The organism is Gordonia sp. WA4-43, assembly GCF_020520305.1.
Taxonomy (GTDB): Bacteria; Actinomycetota; Actinomycetes; order Mycobacteriales; family Mycobacteriaceae; genus Gordonia; species Gordonia hongkongensis.
Map to the genome: position 1 here is coordinate 4136097 of NZ_CP084736.1, position 19417 is coordinate 4155513.

A 19417-nucleotide genomic window follows, 5' to 3' on the forward strand; every position below is an offset into this window, starting at 1 on the left:
CAAGCTTCAGTCCCGACGGCAGTCCGCGCGAACGTCGATGTGCGGGAGATAGGCGTCGCGCTGGGCGTCGGTGACGGGTGCGGTGCTGGCGCAGATCCAGTCGCGGGCCTCGTCGAGATCGAGCGTGTGCAGGTAGACGTTCCCGGTGGTGTCACCGCCGGAGATGATGTCCTCGTCGGTGGGGAGTTGGGCGGGTAGTTGCCAGGTGGTGGTCGTGTCGGTGGTCGCGAGCAGCGTCCCGACCGGTTGCGGGTCGCTGAGCCGGCCGTCGTCGTCGAGCGCGAAACTGATCAGCTCGTGCGTCGCGGTACCCACCGTGAGGCGGTTCGGCGCGACGGACACCGTCGAGGCGAACATGTCCTCCGCCCGGTCGAGCAGTTCGGGTTCGGCGTCCGCGCCGGCCGGCGGGAGCCGCCACGTGGAGAGGTCGCGGGAGGCGACCACCAGCACATCGCCGTCGAATACGGCCTGGGCGGCCGGTGCCTCGGCGGTGATGACGTCGACCGGGTCCGCGCCCGGCGACGTCAGGTCGTACAGGTAAACGCGTTTGTCGTCGGAGGTGACCGCGAGCCGCGCGCCGTCGGAGCTGAAGGCGACGTTGCGGATGAGGTCGGTCGGTCCGCGCAGCGGTGCGCCCACCCGCCGCGGGGAGTCGGGTACCGAGGTGTCCCACAGCGCCACGGTCGTGTCGGTGTCTCCGGTCGCGAGCAGATGGCCCGACGGCGCGAAGGCGACCGGGAACGAATAGCGGGTGGCGACGTCGAGGGCCGCGGCGCGTCGCGGGGCCGCGGTGTCGGTGATGTCCCACAACTCGACGAGCCCGCCGTTGTTGTTCGCGGTCGCGGCGAGGGTGCCGGGGCCGTTGAGGCTGACCCGCGGATGGTCGTTGACCCGACGCTGGATGGGCGTGCGCGATCGCAGGGTGGGGCCGTCGGACATCGTCCACAGGTTCAGGGTGGTGTCGGCGCCGACCGTCGCCAGGACTAGCTGGGCGTCGTCGGTGTCCACGCCGGTGATGGTCCCGCCCCGGTCGGGTTCGGTTCGGCCGGGCAGGCTCCAGACGTCGATCGTCCCGTCGGAGCGGCCGGAGACGAGTTGGCGGCCGCTGGGGTCGAACCGGGCCGCGAAGGTCCGCACCGAGCCCTGTTCGGAGGTCGTCTGCAGCGCCCACTGCAGGATCGGCGAGGCCGTGTTGGCGGTGTTCCACACCCGGACCAGGCCGTCGGCCCGGGCGGAGGCCAACTGCGCACCCGAACCGTCGAAAGCGATCGACCAGGACCCGGCCGTGCTGTTGGGCAGCGACGTGCTCAGCGGGCGGGGTGCGAGCGGGTCGGCCACGTCCCACAGCTGGGTGTTCGGGCTGTCGCCGGTGACTGCCAGCGAGCGGCTGTCGGGGCTGAACGCGACGGCATGGGTGATGCTGGGGAAGCCGGTCAGCGGCCCACCCAGCGGCTGCGGCGATTCGCCGGTCGTCCACAGCCGGACGGTCCGGTCGTCGTCGCCGCCGCTGGCCAGGACGCGTCCGTCGGGGCTGAAGGAGAGGGTGCGCGCCGCGGCGGTGTGGCCGCGCAGGACGGCCGTCTCCCGGATCGCTCCGGTCGGTGAGACGGCGTACATCGTGATCGTGCCGTCGTCGGACGATGCGGCCAGGGTCCGGCCGTCGGCGGAGAACCGCACCATGTAGACGGTGCCGTGGCCCGGGGACACCGTCGTCGCCAGCCGCGGGTTCGGTGCGTCGCCCAGGTCCCACATCCGGACGGAACCGTCCCCGCTGCTGCTCGCCAGCAGTTGCCGGGTCGGGTGGAAGTCGGTGCTGGTGACGTAGTTGTCGAAGCCGCGCAGGACCGCCACCTCGCGATAGTCCGACGAGCCGGACCGGGCCCAGACGCGCACGGTCCGGTCGCCGCTCGCCGAGGCGAGCTGCGTGCCCGTCCGGTTGAAGGACAGGTCGTAGACCGGGCCGGTGTGGCCGGTCAGCGGGGCCACCAGGGGCGTCGTCGCGGCGCCGCGCAGACGGCTCTGGACGGTCGGGTCGTCGGGATAGACCTCGTGGGCGACGAGCAACAGTCGCGCGGCCAGCGACGGGTTGGAGTACTGCATGCTGTCGATGTGCGACAACAGAGCCGAGCGTTCGGCGGCGTTGCGCTGTTCGCGCAGGTCGTGGGCCTGTCGGAAGCCGATGGCGGCGGTGATGGACGCCGCGATGGCCAGCACGACGATCACCGACACCGCGCCGACGCGCGTGATGCGGCGCCGCTGCTGCATGGCGACCGCCGCGTCGAGGAAGGCGTCGTTCTCGTTGCTCAGCAGATGCAGGTAGTCGCTGCGCAGGGTTCGTCGCCGGCGCTTGGCGTCCTCGAGGCGCGACCCGGTGTAGAGGAACGACCGGCCGCGCCCGTTGGCCAGCCACGCCGCGGTGTCGGCGTCGACCTGCTGGCGCCAGAGGTGGTTGTCGGTGTCGTCGGCGATCCACTCGGCCAGACGTGGCCAGGCGGTGAGCACCACGTCGTGCACGAGCATCACCGAGTCGGTGGACACGGTGAGCAGCCTGGCCTGGGCGAATTCGTCGATGACGGTCGCGACCTCGGGCGGGAACCGGTTCGCGATGGTCGCCGTGGACAGCGGCACGCGCAGCGCGATGCCGGCCGGGCCGACGTGCACCAGGGCGAGGAGGACCGCGCGTGCGAGATCCCGATGACGCGGATCGATCGCCGCCCAGGCCGTCTCGGCGGTGTCGGCGACCGCGCGGGCGATACCGCCGGTGGCCCGGTACCCGGACAGCGTCATGCGGTTGCCGGTGCGGCGTGCCCAGGTCGCCTGGAGAACGTGCGCCAGCAGCGGCAGGCGGCCGGCGCGGTCACCGCCGGTCGACGCCTCGTACAGCTCGGTGATCATCACGTCGGCGAGTCCGGTCTCGATGCGGCCGCCGGCGAGTCGGACGGGCGCGGTGATCACCTCGCGCAACTGCGTGCGGGTCATCTCCGAGACGATCACGCAGCGGTGCTGCCACGCATCGGCGAGGAACGGATGCTCGACGCACTGACTGAAGAAGTCGGCTCGCACGCCGACCACGACCACGACGTCGGACGCCAGTTCTTCGACCTCGCGCAGCGTCTCGGTCCGAAGCGGGTCCTCGAGCGAGAAGACGTTCTCGAACTGGTCGATGACGATGACCGGGTCCCCGGTCGTCGAGGCCGGCGCATCGGTGGCGCCCGGCTCGTCCGGGTCGGCGATGACGAGCCCGCTCGGGGTGATCTCGCCGAGTCGGGGCGACGACAATCGCGTGTCCCGGGCGAGGCCGGCACGGAGCAGCGACGACTTGCCCGATCCCGAGACCCCGGTGACCACCACCAGTCGCGACGCGGGGGACAGCGGTGGCGGTCCGGAGCGGGCCGACAGGATCGCATCCACAAGGGTGCCGACGACGTCGTCCCGGCCGAAGTACATCTGACTGTCGGCCGCGGTCAGGGTGGCGAGGCCGGGGAACGGCCGGGCATGCTGCGGTGCGGGCGGCTCGGCGGTGGGGGTCTCGTCGGGCGTCCGGCGGTCCCACATCTCCCGCCACTGCGGGATGGTCAGGACGTCGTCGGCCCCGGCGGCGACGGCGCGGGCGGTCAGCCAGACGAGCAGCGGTTCGACCGTCGCGAAGTCGCGGGGGAGATGACGGCCGTTGCGCCAGTCACTGATCCGTTGCGCCGAGACCCGGGCCCGCGTCGCCGCGGCGCGCAGCGTGGGACGTCCCGCTTGCACGAACAGACGCGTGAGTGCCTGACCGAAATCCACTCAGCTGTCCTTGTGCTCGCCCCGACAGATCGACCGCACCATCATGCGATAGCCGATCCCGCCGCGCCACCATCGGCGATCCGATGTGGTGACGGCCACACCGCGGACCGCGGATCACCGGACGTGGCAAGCGGATCCGGAACCGGTTCTGTCCGGTCCGGATAGTCCGTTAGCGGCTTGATCTGCGCTTATGTACCGGTTTCCGGAACGGGGGTGGAGTGGGTCGCGTTCGTGGGGTCTGCTGGTGGGGCGCAACTCGACGGGGGTCGGGAAACGCACAGGTTGCGTCGGTCGAAGGACACACCGAAAGTGTCGCGAAGCACTGCCCGTCGGGGGCTGTGTGTCGTTCGGCCCACACGACCGCGCGGGTGCCGGACACCGGGTCGACGGGGGTCGGCGGTCTCCGGCACCCGCGTCCCCTCCTCGCCTGCCGGGTAACCCGGGCTGTCGGCTTCGATCACTACGATCTGTCCATGCGACGACCCCGGGTGCCCGTGCGATGAGCCGCCTGTTGATCTCCGACTCGCAACGCCGCACTCGCCTCATGCGCCGGCAACACCTCGATGTCTCGTCTCGAGCTGCCGACTCCGTAGAAGCCGCTGCCACGATGGTCGGTCTGCACGCGACCACACCGTCGAGCGTCCACCTCGCCGCATGGGCCCGGGTCGATCCGGAGCTCTCGCGCGAGTCGGTCGACGCCGCCCTCTACGACGACCGGACGCTCGTCAAGCACCTCGCGATGCGTCGCACGTTGTTCGTCTTCCCGCGGGACATCCTGGCCGAGTCCGTCGGAGCCCTCGGGCCGCGGATCTCGGCGTCGGAACGCACCAACATGTTGCGCGACCTCCGGCGCAGTCCCGACTTCGACGACCCGGAGGGCTGGATCGAGACCGCGCGGCAGGCGGTCCTGGCCGAACTCGCCGGTGGCGAGTCGCTGACCTCCACCGAACTCCGCGAGCGTCTGCCCGCGCTCGACGGCTACATCAGTCACGGCGCGGGCACCACGTGGGCGGGCCGCGCCCCGATGGGGCCGCGCGTGCTCAACATGCTCGACGCCGAGGGGGCGATCGTCCGCGGACCCAACCGGCTGCGCTGGCATCTGTCGCGACCGGCGTGGACGTCCATGCCGCTCTGGCTCGGCGAGGATCTGCCGTCGATGAGCGTCCACGACGGGCACCGCGCGCTGATCGGACGCTGGCTGCGGACCTACGGACCAGGCACCGAGACGGACCTGGTGTGGTGGCTGGGGTCGACCAAGACCGCGGTCCGCGCGGCCCTGGCCGAACTCGAGACCGTCCAGGTCGACCTGGAGGGTGGCGGAGTCGGCCACGTCCTGCCAGACGATCTGCCCGACGGCCCCGGGGTCGACGGCATGGGGGACGAGCCGGTCGAACCACAGGCCGCGCTCCTGCCGGAACTCGACCCGACCACCATGGGCTACAAGGAACGTGGCTTCTATCTCGGCGGTCACGCGCCGCAGGTCTTCGACTCCGCGGGCAACGGTGGCCAGACCGCCTGGTGGGATGGTCGCATCGTCGGTGGCTGGTATCGCCGCGCCGACTCGACGATCGACGTCGTTCCGCTCGAACCGTTGTCCTCCGAAGCGCGTCGGGCTCTCGATGCCCGGGCCGAGGAGCTCGCGGCGTGGCTGGGGGACGAGCCGCTGAAGACCGGCTACGCCGCGCCGTATGCGCGAGGGTTGTAGGTCGATGCTTTCGCTTGGTTCGACATCTGTCAATATTGATGAATGTCGAACCAGAACCTGCTGGCGACGGTCTCCCGCGGCATGACGACCGACGAGGCGGAGACCGTCGCTCCGGCGTTGAAGGCACTCGCGGACCCGGTCCGGTTGCGGTTGTTGTCCGAGATCGCCGCGCATCCGGGAGGTGAGGCGTGCGTGTGCGACATCTCCGGACCGTTCGACCTCTCGCAGCCGACGATCTCGCACCATCTGAGAGTGCTGCGCGAAGCCGGTCTGGTGACGAGCGAGCGACGCGCGACCTGGGTGTACTACCGCGTGAACTCTGTTGCACTACAAGAATTGTCGGGGCTGCTCGGCTGTCTCGCCACGGTCCTGGGGGAAGCACGTTCGTGTGAGGCCGGACGATGAACGTCACGGAAGCCGCCGTCGCGGGCAGGCTGTCGATGCTCGACCGGTTCCTGCCGGTGTGGATCGGCGCCGCGATGGTGGTGGGTCTGCTGCTGGGCCGCAGTGTTCCCGGCGTGGGCGACGCGCTGGCGGCCGTCGAGCTCGACGGCATCTCGTTGCCGATCGCACTCGGGTTGCTGATCATGATGTATCCGGTGCTGGCCAAGGTGCGCTACGACCGACTCGACTCGGTCACCGCCGACCGTCGCCTGCTGCTCGGGTCGCTGGCATTGAACTGGATCATCGGCCCGGCGTTGATGTTCGCGCTGGCCTGGCTCCTGCTGCCGGACCTGCCGGAGTACCGGACCGGACTGATCATCGTCGGGCTGGCCCGCTGCATCGCGATGGTCATCATCTGGAACGACCTGGCATGCGGCGACCGCGAAGCCGCTGCCGTCCTGGTCGCGCTGAACTCGGTATTCCAGGTGATCATGTTCGCCGTGCTGGGCTGGTTCTACCTTTCCGTGTTGCCCGGCTGGCTCGGCCTCGAACAGACGACCATCGACGCCTCGCCGTGGCAGATCGCGAAGTCGGTGCTGATCTTCCTCGGCATCCCGCTGGTCGCCGGGTACCTGACCCGCCGGATCGGTGAACGGACAAGGGGGCGTGAGTGGTACGAGTCCGCGTTCCTGCCGCGCCTCGGGCCGTGGGCCCTCTACGGTTTGTTGTTCACCATCGTCATCCTGTTCGCATTGCAGGGTGAGCAGATCATGTCGCAGCCCTCGGACGTCGCGCGTATCGCTCTGCCGCTGCTGATCTACTTCGCGGTGATGTGGGGCGGTGGGTTCGTGCTCGGCGCCGCGATGGGTCTGGGGTATGCGCGCACCACTACCCTGGCGTTCACCGCCGCCGGCAACAACTTCGAACTCGCCATCGCCGTCGCGATCGCCACCTACGGTGCGACCTCCGGCCAGGCCCTGGCCGGGGTCATCGGACCGCTCATCGAAGTGCCGGTCCTCGTCGCCCTCGTGTACGTGTCCCTCGCGTTGCGGAAACGGTTCTCTACAACACCCGACTCGACCGGGGAGCCCGCGCGCCATGTCTGACCTCATCAATGTGCTGTTCGTGTGCGTGAGCAACCGTGGCAAATCCGTGATGGCCGAACGTCTCTCGGTGACGGTCACCGACCGGATCGCGGCGTCGTCCGCCGGAACCAGTGCGAAGATCGGTGGCGTGGTCAATGAACTGTCCGCGCAGGTGCTCGCCGAGGTCGGAGCCGACGTCGGCGGACACCGGCCACGACAGCTCACGGACGAGATGATGCGAGCCGCGGATCTGGTCGTGGTGGTCGGCACCGCCGAGGTCACCCCGCCCGACGGGGTGAGTGTCGAGGTGTGGAACACCGACGAACCCTCCGATCGAGGCATCGACGGCCTCGAACGGATGCGGTTGATCCGCGACGACATCACCACCCGCATCCGCGCCCTCGCCGACCGCTTGGAGCGGTGAGCGTTCAGAACGGTGGTGGGTTGGCGGCGTTCCACGCACTGACAGGAACGACGACGCTCGGTCAGCAGCAGGCTGTGCGAGCGTCGGCGGGGTCGGTGGCGCTACCGCCGCAGCACACCGACCCCTCGGCGGATTCGTCGACACCGCTCTCGGCCAACAGCTTCGGGCTGGTTCCGAAGGTGTCGGAGTCCGCGAGCACGGTGTAGATCTCCCATTTTTCGTCGCTCGGACCGGTGACCCACACCTTGTCTTGCGTTGCGAAACAACAGGTGGAGTTGATCTCCTCCTGCGTGAACAGGCCCTCGCCGGACAGTCGGGCGATCTCGGCATGCACCGTCTCGCTCGATTCGACCTCCACCCCGAGATGGTTGATCGTGCCGCCCTGACCCGGATTCTCGAGGAGCACCAATTTCAGCGGGGGTTCGACGATCGCGAAGTTCGCGTATCCGGGCTTTCGCTTGGCCGGCGGGGTGTCGAACAGCTTGGAGTAGAACTCGATCGCGGTATCGAGGTCATCGACATTGAGTGCGAGTTGCATACGGGACATGACGAACCAGCCTTCACCTGTGAGACATATGTCGAAAACATTGGTTCTTGCAGGATGCCACCTTTTCGACATATGTCAATGACGAAGGTATGGTCGGCTCATGCCCAAGACCTTGCCGGTGGTCGACATCAGCGCTCCCATCTGCTGTCCGCCGGTGTCGTCGGCGCCGCTGGACGACGAGGCCGCTCTCGAGATCGCGTTGCGACTCAAGGCACTTGCCGACCCGGTGCGCATCAAGCTCGTGTCGATCCTCCTCGCCGACAAGGAGGACGGGATCTGCACCTGCGATCTCGCGACCGCGGTCGGGCTCACCGAAGCAACGACGAGCCATCACCTGGGTCAACTACGTAAGGCCGGCATGGTCTCCCCCGAACGTCGCGGCATGAACGTCTACTACCGTGCCCGGCCAGAATCGCTGGAGGCCGTGCGCAACGTTCTCAGCGCGACCGCCGGCTGCTGCTGAACGCGGGGGCCCTACGACTGGTCAGGGGTCACTCACCGACATGCGGCGGGACGGCGGCGGGGTCGGCCATCACGTCGGTGCCGCCGAGTGCCTTGTTCGCGCGGCGTTCCACCAGGAGAGGTACGAAGTCGCGGACCTCGGTCCCGTCGAAGTGCTTGTACGCCTTTTCCACAGCCGCGGCGACGTCGTCCGGTGACCGGTGCGAGTAGAGGCCGATCAGCCGGTGCTGCACTTCGCTGATCTGACGAAGTTCGTCATTCGCATCCATGGACACAATTTAGTTCGAACACGACGAAGCGGTCTCTCCTGACGAATGGGTTCACGCACCGTTCATCTCGCCGCTATCGGCGCTCCACCTCGATCGGGGAGTGAGTCGACTGCCCGCAGGGCGAGACGGGGAGGGTCGGCGGTGAACGATCCGAGAACCTACGATGTCAGCCATGGTTCGTTCCGGCCGTCCCGTCGATCCCGTCGCACAGGCGCAGGCACGCGTGCTGATGGAGGAGCTCGAACGTGTCGCGGATTCCCTCGTGGACAGGCTGCAGAACGGAACCGGGGGCGAGAAGGCCCTCCGCACGGCGCGTCGGGAACTCTACGAAGTCCGCGAGCACGTACGACGCCTCCAGGACAGATACGAACTCTCCGCCTGACCGCGCGCCCCGCGTTTCGATGAATTCGAGGGTCGGACCGGGTCTGACCCGGTGGACTGTACTCACCACCGACATTCACCGAGCGAAAGGCACCGTCATGCGAGAGGAATCGTCATGAGCGCGGCATTCCCACCCGTAGCCGACCGCGAGACCTGGGCGGCGGCGCTGGCCGACCTACGCCGCCGCGAGAAGGCGGCCACCCGCGAGCTCGACGCGGTGGCGGCACAGCGGCGTCGACTCCCGATGGTCGAGATGGACGATTACGTCCTCACCGGGCCCGACGGGCCGATCCGACTCGTCGACGTCTTCGACGGACGCTCACAGCTGATCGTCTACAACCACATGTGGACCGACGGCGCCCGGTTCCAGTGCCCGGGTTGTACCGGGTTCACCACCCAGTTCTCTCGGCTCGACTACCTCGCCGACTACGACGCGCGGTTCGTCATCATCACGCACGGGCCGATGGACGAGATCCTCGCTTACAAGCGGCGCGTCGGAAACCGCATGGACTGGTACTCGTCGACGGGAACGACCTTCTCCGCCGACGTCGACGCCGCCCCGGGCGAAGGCTTCGCCCTCAACGTCTTCCTCCGCGACGGTGACACCGTGTATCGCACCTGGCACTCGACCGGTCGTGGTACGGAACAACTCGGATTCACCTTCGGACTCCTCGACGTCCTGCCCTACGGACGGCAGGAGGAGTGGCAGGATTCGCCGGACGGCTGGCCGCAGAGCCCGACCTACTCGCGCTGGCGCGGTTCGGAGGAGATGGCCGCCGCGTACGGTGACCCCGACGCGTGACCCCCGGCCGCGCAGAACCCGCTGGTCAGCGTTCACAGGAATCTCCCAGCGTGCCTACAGTGAGGTTCCAGGGCCGACTGGGACTCTGGTCGTGTGAGTGAAGTGGCGAAACAGAACAGCACGCGCGGCGCGAAGGTCCTCGTGGTCGACGACGAGGAGAACATCCGTCAATTGCTGTCGGTGTCGCTGAAGTTCCAGGGTTACGAGGTCGAGACCGCCGCCGACGGTCCGGCGGCCCTCGACCGATGCCGCATCGCCAAACCCGACGTCCTCGTCCTCGACGTGATGATGCCGGGGATGGACGGGTTCGGGCTGCTGCGCCGGCTGCGTGCCGACGGGGTCGAGGCGCCGGCCCTGTTCCTGTCGGCGCGCGACACGGTGGAGGACAAGATCAACGGCCTCACCATCGGCGGGGACGACTACGTCACCAAACCCTTCAGTCTCGAAGAGGTCGTCGCCCGGTTACAGGTGTTGCTGCGCCGCAGCGGTTTCGACGACCAGAAGCGCGCGTCGTCGAAGATCACCTTCGCCGACATCGAACTCGACGACGAGACCCACGAGGTGTTCAAGGCGGGCGAGCTGGTGGCCCTCTCGCCGACAGAGTTCACGCTGTTGCGCTACTTCATGGTGAACGCGGGCACGGTGTTGTCGAAGCCGCGCATCCTCGACCACGTCTGGAACTACGACTTCGGCGGCGAGGTGAACGTCGTCGAATCCTATGTGTCGTACCTGCGGCGCAAGCTCGACACCGGGGACAAGCGACTCATCCACACCCTCCGCGGCGTCGGCTACGTGATGCGTGAGCCCCGTGACTGATGCGACGGTGACGAGTGCCGGCCGCGGCACGCGGAAGCGCGGTGTCCCACTGCGGATCTCGATGGTGGCGCTGACGGTGTTGCTCGTCGCCGTCGGACTCCTCGCCTCCGGTGTCGCGGTGACCTCGTCGATGCGGCAGGACCTCATCTCCCGCGCCGACGAGGGGCTGGAGAACGCGGTACGCACGTGGGCCGAACCCCGTGGTCTCCTCGGCGACGGCCCCGGCCCACCCGGGCCGCGTCGGCCGCCGTCGCCCTACTACGTCGAGTCCGTCGTCTACGGGCCCGGCGGGATGTCGGCCGACAACGTCTACAACCAGTTCGACGACGCACCCGACCTCAGTGGACTGACCGGTGACAACGCCGGACCCGTCACCGTCCCGTCGGTCGACGGGGACGGGCCGCAGTGGCGGGTCATCAAACACAGCAACAGCTTCGGCAGATCCATCGTGGCCACCCCGATGTCCGACAGCGACGACACGGTCAGCAGGCTAGTCTGGCTGCAGCTCGCGATCGGCGCGCTGGTCGTCCTGCTCATCGGGGTGCTGAGCTACGTCCTGGTGCGCACGAGTCTGCGCCCGCTCCGCCGGGTCGAGGAGACCGCGCACGAGATCGCGGAGGGCAATCTGACGCGGCGGGTGCCGCCGGCGCCGCCGAACACCGAGGTCGGCAGTCTGTCGGACTCGCTGAACCGGATGCTCGGCCAGATCCAGCATGCGTTCGCCTCGACGGCCGCGTCCGAACAGCAGGCCCGCGCCTCCGAGGAGCGGATGCGCCGTTTCGTCGCCGACGCCAGCCACGAACTACGGACCCCGCTCACGTCCATCAAGGGATTCGCCGAACTCTATTCACAGGGCGGCGTCCCCGACGTGACCGACGCGATGCGGCGCATCGACGACGAGGCCGGCCGGATGAACCTGCTGGTGGAGGATCTGCTGATGCTCGCGCGACTCGACGCGCAGCGGCCGCTGGACTCGGCACCCGTCGACCTCCTCGGCCTGGCCGCCGATGCCGTGCAGAGCGCCCGTGTCGCCGCCCCCGAGCGCGAGATCCGGCTCGACGTCGTCCCGGGCGATCGGCCGCCGGTCGTGCTCGGCGACGGGCACCGCCTGGTCCAGGTGCTGCGCAACCTCATCGGCAACGCCGTGAACCACACCCCGGCGGACGCCTCGATCACGGTCGGGGTGAGCGTCGACGACGCCGCGAGCCCCGGGGAGGCGGTGCTGACCGTCGCCGACACCGGGCCGGGGCTCTCGCCGGAGGACGCCGAGCGCGTCTTCGAGCGCTTCTACCGCGGGGACTCGTCCCGACATCGCGGCTCCGGCGGCGGTAGCGGCCTCGGCCTCTCGATCGTCGCGGCACTGGTCGCCGCGCACGGCGGCCGCGTCGGCGTGGACACGAGCCCCGGTGTGGGAGCCACGTTCTGGGTGCGCCTACCGCTCGCGGAGGCCGATTAGATCAACCGGCGCAACGTGGCGAACTCGGTGACGTCGTCGCGGAACCGGTCGAGTCCGACGAGCGTGTACATCCCGTCGATCTGCCGGTTGACCCACAGCTGGTGGATGCGGCGTAGGTCGGATTGCCGTGACTTCCAACCGATCCCGTCGATCACCGCGAGGACGAGCTGGGTCGGCAGCCGCACCTCGGCCATCTCCTCGATCTCACGGACCGCGTCGGTGAGTTTGGAGCCCGTCGAGTCGAAGCCCTTGGCCGCGACCACGATGTCGGCCGACGCCGGGTCGCCGACGATGAGGTCGGCGGGCGCGGTCCGGCCGTTGCGTCCCGCGAACCGCGAGCGGGTGACGTAGTCGAGGCCGATGTCGCGGGCGATGTCCTCGATCTCGTCCTCGATACGCCGGCCCGACGCGCCCGCGCGGGTGGCGGTGGCGCGGGTGCCGGCGCGGGCCACGAGAATGTCGGCGAAGGTGAACGTGCGGGACAGCTGGGTGCGCAGCATGCGGACCAGGTCGAATTCGGTGTCGAGCCAGGTCACCAGCTCGACCGGTTGTGTCCGGGCCAGCGCGTGCCAGCCGCTGGTGTCGAACCGGTCGCGCAGCGCGTTCTTCAGCTTCTCCTGGGACAGCCCGACCGCGAGCCCCAGTACGGGGACATCGGTGGGGTTGTCGCGCACCCACGCCGCCAGTCCCGCGATGTCGGTGTCGAGCAGTTCACCGAGACGCGCCGTGGCCTGGGTGATCCGCTCGGCCTCCGGCGTCGACGCGGTCGGGTCGACGTGAGAGGTCAACCGGCCCAACGATTGCAGATAGTCGTCGAAGTCGCCCGCGGTGCTCATCGTGGAGAGTCGTCCACTCAGTCCCGGCCGATGAACAGGTACTCGCTCACGTCGCGGCGGGTCGCCGCCGCGTGGGTGCCGAAGCTGTACTTGTGGTCGATCGCGATGACCTCCACCGACGGCTTGACCTTCCCGAGCAGGTCGACGATGCGATCTTTGCCCGGCAACGCATTCGACGAGTACGACAGCACGATGGCGCCGGCGTCCTCGAAATGCTCGAAAGTACGCAGCAGCGCGTCCTCGATGGTCCGCTTGTAGGCGAACGGCGTGAAGCGTTTCGGCAGCTTCTTGGTCTTGGTGTTCTCCATGATGCTCATCCCGCGCCAGTAGGCCGACAGGCCTTCGAGGAAGTGGTAGCGCTTGATGTAGTCGTTGTCGTCGGTCGGCGGGGCGTACGGAGGATCGAGGTACACGAGGTCCGGTGCTGCCCAGGGTAATTCGAGGTCGAAGATGTCGCCCTGCACGCTCCGGCTGTTGCGTCCGTTGCTGAACACGGTGGCGTTGTAATCCGCGGCCGCCCGCAGACGGAAGTGGTCGCGCAGCGACATCGTCAGGTCGCGACGACCGTCGGCGTAACGCGTCGAGTCGGTGAAGGTGAACACGCCACGGGGCTGTTTGCGGGCGGCCGAGAGGACGAGGGCGGCGATCGCGAGATCGCGTCGATAACCGCGCAGTACGTCGATGTGCGACCACGCGGAGTCCAGGAACGCACGGTCCTCGGTGGTGAAGTACAGCCCGTCGAAGGTCCGCGAGATGTAGTCGCGATCATCGGCGGGCGGACCGCAGATGGCCTCGATCAGTTCCGGCTCGAGCCGGACACTCGAATTGGCCACCGACGCGCGGGTGATGATGTGCGGGAAGTTGAGGAAGTCGTTGCTGACGACCTCGAAGCCCTGCGCCTTCAGCAGGTAGGACACGACTCCCGAACCGGAGAACGCGTCGACCGCGGTGGACCCGCCGACCTCGGCGAAGGTGCGTTCGAGGTGGGGCAGCAGCCGGTACTTCGACCCCATGTACCGGAGGCGGGGGAACCGTTGGGCGCGGGCCAGGACGTCGCTGGATCCGACGACGGCTCGGGACGTGCGTCCTGCCCGGGATGATTCTGGCCCACTCACACCGAAAAGAATGTCATGGACCCCCGACATCCCGGGACAACACTCGCCGTCGCCCGCAGCGTCACCGTGGCGACGCCACTCGGACCACTACCAACGCTCAACGTGGCGAGGCCAGTCTGACGTGTCGCCCATCAGTGCGCGTCTTCTCGACGTGGAGCAGACGTACGGCGAGTTCCCCGGCCGCAGCGCTAGGACAGTGAACCAAGTAACGACACGAGTCACTAGAGTGACCAGGTGCCAGCAGTCACCCGGACACTGGGCCACGTCTTCGTCCTTCACGGACTGATCGAGAACTTCAGCTACGACGCGGCGATCGTGCCGACCGATGATGATTTCGTTTTCGAGAACGTGTGGAAACGATCAGTGACGGGTGATCTGTCGACGGCCAAGCCCGGCGACTGGCCCCGGCGGCACTTTGCCCGCAGCCGCAACGGTGATGCCGTGTGGTTCCTCAGTGTCGCAGGCGACCGGCCGATAGAGCCGTCGGTTTTGGTGGCGCGGGTTCGTGAAATCCTACGGGACATCGCAACCGCAACCGTCAGGTCAGGCTCGGAGCCGTTGCCCCGCATTGCGATTCCGGTGATTGGGATCGGTCGCGGCGGATTGGGTAGTCAACGAGGAGCCCTCCTCGGCGAGTTGCTTCGGGCGCTCCACGAGTTCGCCTCGGAGGGGCACGCCGATATCTTGCTCGTCACACCGAATGCGGCGGTCTTTGCCGCCGCGCAGCACGTCCGACGCGCGGGCCTCGCTGGTAACTCTCTGCCCTGGCGTTTGAGTCCCGGCGAGATGGAGAAGGCTCGACGACTCGGGAAGATGGCCGCCGACGGTCACTTGGCTTTGTTCCTCGGTGCCGGAGTCAGCATTGCCGCCGGTCTGCCGAGTTGGAACGGTCTGTTGGAGCGCTTGGGCGCCGAGGCGGGCGAGCGACCCGAAGACTTCGGCCGACTCGGAAGTCTCGATCAGGCCCAGTATCTGGCCGCGAAGTTGGGTGTGGATGAACTCAACAAGCGGGTGAAAGCAGTGATCGGCACTCCGAAGAAGGTCGCTCTCGCACATGCACTGATGGCGGGGCTGAAGTTGCGGGAAACGGTGACGACAAACTACGACGATCTGTTCGAGCGTGCGATCGAGGCCGCTGGAAGCCGCCGCCCGTCGATCCTGCCGTGGGACTCGGTGTCAGAGGAGCGCGCGTGGCTCCTGAAACTCCACGGAGACGCGGCTCGGCCGGGAAGCATCGTGCTGACGCGGCGCGATTTCGTTCTGTTCGATGCCAAGTCACGGCCGGCGGGGTCGCTCCTGCAGGCGCTTCTCCTCACGAAGCACGTCCTCATCGTCGGGACGTCGCTCGCCGATGACAACGTGATCAGGCTTGCCATGGAGGTCGACGAGTATCTCCGCAAAAGTGGCGACCACCCAGTTCGCGGGACCTTCCTCGACGTCTCAGGAGTGGCCGCACGGAAGGAGCTCTGGACCAACCAGTTCGACTGGCTGCTCTGCGAAGGATCCACGACCGCCGCCCGAATCCGCCAGATGGAGATACTCCTCGACGCGGTGGCCGCTTTCGCTGCAGACGACGCCTCATGGTTGCTCGACGAACGATTTGCAGGACTGCTGTCGGCCGACGATCAAGCCATCGCCCATCAGGCCGGGAAGCTTCTCGAGTTAGCGCGAAATCAAGGGTCGCCGCTGGTAGAGCCGCTTGTCGCGGCGCTATCGTCTCTCGGCAAACCGGTAGAAAGAAGCCGCTAGAACCGACGTCGCGAGGCAGGCTGTACGCGAAATCGTCCCCCCGCCATGAGATTGGAGCACGCGGCACGCCACTAGGCGGTCACAGTCCTGCCCGGAGATCCAACCTGGGTTTTATCTTGTTCCGCCCCTGTCTCCCATTTCGAGACAGGATGCCGGACCTTCGGCGGCCGACTGAGTCAGTGGGTTCCTGAGGAACTCAGTGAGGCGCGGCTATAGGTCCCACACCTGGTCGGGATCGTCGAGCGCGGCTCGAATCTGGCTCAAGTCGCCGAGGTCGGCGAGGGGAGAGGTCTTCGCGATGTCAACCACGCCACGGACGACGTCAGTGATGGTCTGTGAGTCGCACTTCTCCAATGCCGTGTCGAGGCGCTCGAAAAGTGCCTCGAAGTTCGCGCGACGCTCGTCGAAGGTCGCTTCGAAGTACTGCCGCAGTATCCCCTCCGCAGCTTTGATGCGCGTAATCTCCGTCGTCTCGTAGGCGGCAATTCTCGCTTGCTTCGTGTTCTCGGTCGCGAAGACGGTGATGCACTCTTGGGCGGCGTCGACTAACTGGTTCAGGGCGGCGAAACCGTCTATGCCGGCAACGATACTTCGCTTTCCCGAACCAAGGACTTCACCGGTCAGAGGAGTGCTCTTGTCGCTCATTGATTCGATCCTTTCGCAACGAGACCCTCGGAAGTCTCGGCCGCCGCTGGTTCGACTTCCTCACCGCCAGCGGTGTCCTCGTTGTTGACCCGGCCCGTTGCACCGGCTGTAGTCATGTTGCGGTACTTCAGAGCGAGAGCATGCCCCGCCTGCGTGGGGTCGCCATTCTCGTCAATCACCGGAGTGGTTGCGATATCGAGAACGCCCTTGACCAGCACCATCGCGCGCTGGAATTGGGGTGTGTGGCGTGCTGGATCGAAGGGTTCTGCTTCGAGGACGTCGAGCGCAGCGGTGGCTCGCGCCGACATCGTGAACAAAGCACGATCCAGTTCGTCGGTGCGTGTACTGACTACCCGCGTCTGGGCGTCGGCCGTGTCCAGTTCGGCGATCTCGATCTCGATCTTCGCCTTGAACTCCATCGCCTGCGTCGCGGCCTTCTTACCTTGACCCTTGACGACGAACCCAGCTACCAACAGCCCGGGGCCGATGGTGACGAAGTTCAGCGCAAGTGCGCCCATGGCCATCCCGCCACCACCCGCAGCGACAGCTCCGCCTCCCAGCCAGGCCAAAGTGGCGCTTTCCGCGGCGGCGCCCGAGAGCCCGGAGATCGCGGCGCCGGTGCTCGCCGCACCGAAGGTGGATACCGCACTCGTGGTCGCGGCGCTGGCCCCCGCGCCGGCACCGATCGAACCCACAATCCCGGAAACCCACTGCGCCGCCGAGAGGTCGACTGATCCCGATGCGGTGAGCAGATTCACGGTGGCGTCGATGCCGTCGACCAGCAGCTTCTCGCTGTCGCGCACCTTCTGCTCATTGCGCACGAGGAAGTCGTGCATCCGAAGAACGACGGTTTGCATCGCCGCCTCTTGCTGTCGTCCGTAGCGAACGATTCGGTCATTGATCTCTTCGACGAGGGCCTCACTCTCCGCACGACGTGCTTCGTATTTCTCGCGCGCCGCAGAGAGCTCAGAGCTTGCCTTCTTGATGTCGTACGCACCTTTGCCGCCAAGCGCGAGACCGCCGCCACCGGCGGCAGCGCCGATTGCGATTGCGACAACCGGAATGAGGGGGAGAACCATGGGCGCCCTTTCTGAGTAGGCAAGAGTCTGACATGGCTCTCCGACACTCCACTAGGGCAAGCAAGTTGAGCCGACGCCGCTGGGTGAAACCGCAGGCGTGTCACGGGGGACTGACATCCACCCGACCACGTATCGAGCGGACGTTGCTGCGCGTTACCAGGTTGACAAAGTCGGGACCAAGGTCCCGCCTGGCTGATCGCCGGCTGTGCTTCGGACCGTCCTCAGTCCCACATGATGATCGGTCCGTCCAACGCTTCGTGCATCGTGGTTTGCCGGCACCAGGGACAAGTTGTTCGGTCCCACTGGCCGCAGAGCTGTTGACACTCGGGGCACGGGTACGTGACGTCGGACGATCTCGGAGTTTGGCCTGGCTTCAGGCCCGTCTCCGCGCTGACAACGCCGTGTTCGTTGCAGATGACGGGTGTGACGACAACCCCGAGGAAGCCGAAGTCAAAGTCTCCGGTCACGAAGTCGGCGCGGTATTCGCACAGGTCGCAAACGTATGTAGATGCGGCGCCCATGTCGTCAACGTACCGATCTCAAAGCCGAGTGAGGCACCAAATAGCAAATAGCTAGCTCCATCGTAAAACTACTTCGATGGGCTGATCCGAATCTTTTACGTACCGTGGGATTGGCCGATAGCGTGACCAACGCCCGACCTGCGAGTTGTACGCCTGTGCCGCTCGCGGTCCCGGGCACCATGCCGATTGTCGACGGGAGATGTTCTGTGTCGAGTCTCGCCTGGTTGGACACCTCGCAAGAGGACGAGCGTCGCATGCGCGAGCTCGTGAAGATGTTCAGCGACACCAGCACGCTGGATGACCTGGGCATCGGACAGGTGCGCGACGGACTCGCCGACCTCATGTTCCCCGGCACCTCGACAATCCACGCACGACCCCGCTACTTCCTGATCATCCCGTGGATCTTTCAGCGCGCAGCCGCTAAACACAGCGGCACATTGGTCACCTCGAAGGCAAACGACGAGGAACGCCGCCTGATCGAGGTCTTGCGATCACCAACTCCGGTGCGCGGAATGATCGGCGCGCGAGCCGGCAAGGCCGTGCGGAACCTGCCATCGAGCATCTACTGGTCCGCGCTCCATCGCTACCGGATTCTGGTCGATCCGAAGGCTCTCACCTGGAACGTCGGAGTGCCGCCGCCTGACAGTTTCCCGGCAGAACTCGACGACGGCCTCGACCTCAAATACGACGAAGCCGAATGGCTGCGCGAGCGAATCATTGTCGCCGCGCCCGGGACCTACCTCGCACACCTTCTCTCCGACGGGCTCGACACAGATCCGGCAGATGCACAGATCCCGTGGGCCCATCCGGCGCTCGCTACCGCCTCCACTGATCTCAGGGCAGTCGTCGAACATGCACGGTTGTTCTCGCTAGCGATCAACGGCGCCGCTCTCACCTACAACCTGCTGCTCGCGGAAAAACACGACACGCTCAGTAGCGCCGACGACGGTCTCGCCGACCATTATGAGGAGCTTCTCTCGGAATGGGCCGACGACATCGTCGGTAACCGAACTGAAGTGGCCAACTGGGACACAGACGCGTTCTGGTCCACGGTCGGGCGAGGCCGAACCGGTCCTGTCGCGCCAGCGACCCGCATCTTCGTCGACGACTGGATTGCGCGGGTACGTAACGCAGATCCGCACACAATGTCGAACGATCCAGGTGTTCGACGGATGATCAGTGAGCGTGAACGCAAGAACAAGGGCGAGAACTCGCGGCTCGGCAGCGACCGCCAGATCAAGAACTGGGGTGGATCGTCGGGCTCGGCGCGCCTGAACTTCCGGTGGCCGGTGGTGCAGACGCTGCTCGACGACATTCGGGAGGGGCTTGCCAGTGCTCCCTCCTGACAGTCGCACCAC

18 protein-coding genes are annotated in these 19417 nt (G+C 67.0%); 11 read left to right on the plus strand and 7 right to left on the minus strand.

The window, feature by feature from the left end; genetic code table 11:
* Window positions 1-6: 6 nt before the first annotated feature.
* Complete coding sequence (locus tag LEL84_RS18795) at window positions 7-3783, minus strand: hypothetical protein (RefSeq protein ID WP_226512468.1); 3777 nt, start codon at window positions 3781-3783, stop codon at window positions 7-9.
* Between the two features lie 499 nt (window positions 3784-4282).
* On the opposite strand from LEL84_RS18795, the gene LEL84_RS18800 reads away from it, so the two are divergent.
* Genes LEL84_RS18800 through LEL84_RS18815 form a run of 4 tightly spaced genes read left to right on the plus strand, consistent with a single transcriptional unit; the run spans window position 4283 to window position 7381 of the window.
* On the plus strand, window positions 4283-5488 hold the full coding sequence (locus LEL84_RS18800) for a winged helix DNA-binding domain-containing protein (protein ID WP_226512469.1): 1206 nt from the start codon (window positions 4283-4285) through the stop codon (window positions 5486-5488).
* A gap of 42 nt (window positions 5489-5530) precedes the next feature.
* Window positions 5531-5893 (plus strand): ArsR/SmtB family transcription factor, encoded by a 363-nt coding sequence (locus LEL84_RS18805; protein WP_226512470.1) that lies wholly within the window; start codon window positions 5531-5533, stop codon window positions 5891-5893.
* A complete protein-coding gene (arsB, locus tag LEL84_RS18810) occupies window positions 5890-6978 on the plus strand; it encodes an ACR3 family arsenite efflux transporter (protein ID WP_226512471.1) in 1089 nt (362 codons plus the stop codon). Before LEL84_RS18805 ends, arsB begins: the two co-directional genes overlap by 4 nt.
* A complete protein-coding gene (locus LEL84_RS18815; protein ID WP_226512472.1) occupies window positions 6971-7381 on the plus strand; it encodes a low molecular weight phosphatase family protein in 411 nt (136 codons plus the stop codon). The genes arsB and LEL84_RS18815 overlap by 8 nt, the downstream gene beginning before the upstream one ends.
* A 61-nt stretch (window positions 7382-7442) precedes the next feature.
* Here the strand turns inward: LEL84_RS18815 and LEL84_RS18820 are convergent, their stop codons facing one another.
* Window positions 7443-7928: an ArsI/CadI family heavy metal resistance metalloenzyme gene (locus LEL84_RS18820; RefSeq protein ID WP_137810476.1), complete on the minus strand. Its 486-nt coding sequence runs from the start codon at window positions 7926-7928 to the stop codon at window positions 7443-7445.
* Window positions 7929-8028: 100 nt separating this feature from the next.
* On the opposite strand from LEL84_RS18820, the gene LEL84_RS18825 reads away from it, so the two are divergent.
* Window positions 8029-8391: an Rv2640c family ArsR-like transcriptional regulator gene (locus LEL84_RS18825; protein ID WP_226512473.1), complete on the plus strand. Its 363-nt coding sequence runs from the start codon at window positions 8029-8031 to the stop codon at window positions 8389-8391.
* A 28-nt stretch (window positions 8392-8419) separates the two neighbouring features.
* Here LEL84_RS18825 and LEL84_RS18830 read toward each other — a convergent pair whose 3' ends face one another.
* Window positions 8420-8659: a three-helix bundle dimerization domain-containing protein gene (locus tag LEL84_RS18830; RefSeq protein WP_058251240.1), complete on the minus strand. Its 240-nt coding sequence runs from the start codon at window positions 8657-8659 to the stop codon at window positions 8420-8422.
* 172 nt (window positions 8660-8831) lie between these two features.
* Between LEL84_RS18830 and LEL84_RS18835 the strand changes: the two genes are divergently transcribed.
* From LEL84_RS18835 to LEL84_RS18850, 4 genes are all read left to right on the plus strand, one after another.
* Complete coding sequence (locus LEL84_RS18835) at window positions 8832-9041, plus strand: hypothetical protein (protein ID WP_058251239.1); 210 nt, start codon at window positions 8832-8834, stop codon at window positions 9039-9041.
* Window positions 9042-9155: 114 nt separating this feature from the next.
* Window positions 9156-9842, plus strand: a complete 687-nt coding sequence (locus LEL84_RS18840) for a DUF899 domain-containing protein (protein ID WP_226512474.1) — start codon at window positions 9156-9158, stop codon at window positions 9840-9842.
* Between the two features lie 93 nt (window positions 9843-9935).
* A complete protein-coding gene (locus LEL84_RS18845) occupies window positions 9936-10658 on the plus strand; it encodes a response regulator transcription factor (RefSeq protein ID WP_165630597.1) in 723 nt (240 codons plus the stop codon).
* Between the two features lie 61 nt (window positions 10659-10719).
* Window positions 10720-12114, plus strand: a complete 1395-nt coding sequence (locus tag LEL84_RS18850) for a sensor histidine kinase (protein ID WP_226514357.1) — start codon at window positions 10720-10722, stop codon at window positions 12112-12114.
* Here the strand turns inward: LEL84_RS18850 and LEL84_RS18855 are convergent.
* Together LEL84_RS18855 and LEL84_RS18860 are read right to left on the minus strand one after the other, a co-directional pair.
* Window positions 12111-12950: a hypothetical protein gene (locus LEL84_RS18855; RefSeq protein ID WP_226512475.1), complete on the minus strand. Its 840-nt coding sequence runs from the start codon at window positions 12948-12950 to the stop codon at window positions 12111-12113. The genes LEL84_RS18850 and LEL84_RS18855 overlap by 4 nt on opposite strands.
* 17 nt (window positions 12951-12967) lie before the next feature.
* Window positions 12968-14095 (minus strand): DNA adenine methylase, encoded by a 1128-nt coding sequence (locus tag LEL84_RS18860; RefSeq protein ID WP_413466878.1) that lies wholly within the window; start codon window positions 14093-14095, stop codon window positions 12968-12970.
* A 204-nt stretch (window positions 14096-14299) separates the two neighbouring features.
* Here LEL84_RS18860 and LEL84_RS18865 point away from each other — a divergent pair, with 204 nt between their 5' ends.
* Window positions 14300-15814, plus strand: coding sequence for an SIR2 family protein (locus tag LEL84_RS18865; protein WP_226512476.1), 1515 nt, complete (start codon window positions 14300-14302; stop codon window positions 15812-15814).
* A 210-nt stretch (window positions 15815-16024) separates the two neighbouring features.
* Here the strand turns inward: LEL84_RS18865 and LEL84_RS18870 are convergent, their stop codons facing one another.
* Together LEL84_RS18870 and LEL84_RS18875 are read right to left on the minus strand one after the other, a co-directional pair.
* Window positions 16025-16459, minus strand: coding sequence for a hypothetical protein (locus tag LEL84_RS18870; protein ID WP_226512477.1), 435 nt, complete (start codon window positions 16457-16459; stop codon window positions 16025-16027).
* Window positions 16456-17538, minus strand: coding sequence for a hypothetical protein (locus LEL84_RS18875; protein WP_226512478.1), 1083 nt, complete (start codon window positions 17536-17538; stop codon window positions 16456-16458). The genes LEL84_RS18870 and LEL84_RS18875 overlap by 4 nt, the downstream gene beginning before the upstream one ends.
* Before the next feature lie 700 nt (window positions 17539-18238).
* Here LEL84_RS18875 and LEL84_RS18880 point away from each other — a divergent pair.
* Window positions 18239-19405, plus strand: coding sequence for a DUF6361 family protein (locus LEL84_RS18880; protein ID WP_226512479.1), 1167 nt, complete (start codon window positions 18239-18241; stop codon window positions 19403-19405).
* Window positions 19406-19417: the final 12 nt, after the last annotated feature.

Excerpts from the sequence above, each read along its gene's own strand:
- LEL84_RS18835 (WP_058251239.1), top strand. The coding sequence starts at position 8,832 with ATGGTTCGTTCCGGCCGTCCCGTCGATCCCGTCGCACAGGCGCAGGCA.
- LEL84_RS18800 (WP_226512469.1), top strand. The coding sequence starts at position 4,283 with ATGAGCCGCCTGTTGATCTCCGACTCGCAACGCCGCACTCGCCTCATG.
- LEL84_RS18825 (WP_226512473.1), top strand. The coding sequence starts at position 8,029 with ATGCCCAAGACCTTGCCGGTGGTCGACATCAGCGCTCCCATCTGCTGT.
- LEL84_RS18870 (WP_226512477.1), bottom strand. The coding sequence starts at position 16,459 with ATGAGCGACAAGAGCACTCCTCTGACCGGTGAAGTCCTTGGTTCGGGA.
- LEL84_RS18850 (WP_226514357.1), top strand. The coding sequence starts at position 10,720 with ATGGTGGCGCTGACGGTGTTGCTCGTCGCCGTCGGACTCCTCGCCTCC.
- LEL84_RS18860 (WP_413466878.1), bottom strand. The coding sequence starts at position 14,095 with ATGTCGGGGGTCCATGACATTCTTTTCGGTGTGAGTGGGCCAGAATCA.
- LEL84_RS18855 (WP_226512475.1), bottom strand. The coding sequence starts at position 12,950 with ATGAGCACCGCGGGCGACTTCGACGACTATCTGCAATCGTTGGGCCGG.
- LEL84_RS18830 (WP_058251240.1), bottom strand. The coding sequence starts at position 8,659 with ATGGATGCGAATGACGAACTTCGTCAGATCAGCGAAGTGCAGCACCGG.
- LEL84_RS18815 (WP_226512472.1), top strand. The coding sequence starts at position 6,971 with ATGTCTGACCTCATCAATGTGCTGTTCGTGTGCGTGAGCAACCGTGGC.
- LEL84_RS18805 (WP_226512470.1), top strand. The coding sequence starts at position 5,531 with ATGTCGAACCAGAACCTGCTGGCGACGGTCTCCCGCGGCATGACGACC.
- LEL84_RS18875 (WP_226512478.1), bottom strand. The coding sequence starts at position 17,538 with ATGGTTCTCCCCCTCATTCCGGTTGTCGCAATCGCAATCGGCGCTGCC.
- LEL84_RS18840 (WP_226512474.1), top strand. The coding sequence starts at position 9,156 with ATGAGCGCGGCATTCCCACCCGTAGCCGACCGCGAGACCTGGGCGGCG.
- LEL84_RS18820 (WP_137810476.1), bottom strand. The coding sequence starts at position 7,928 with ATGTCCCGTATGCAACTCGCACTCAATGTCGATGACCTCGATACCGCG.
- arsB (WP_226512471.1), top strand. The coding sequence starts at position 5,890 with ATGAACGTCACGGAAGCCGCCGTCGCGGGCAGGCTGTCGATGCTCGAC.
- LEL84_RS18880 (WP_226512479.1), top strand. The coding sequence starts at position 18,239 with ATGCCGATTGTCGACGGGAGATGTTCTGTGTCGAGTCTCGCCTGGTTG.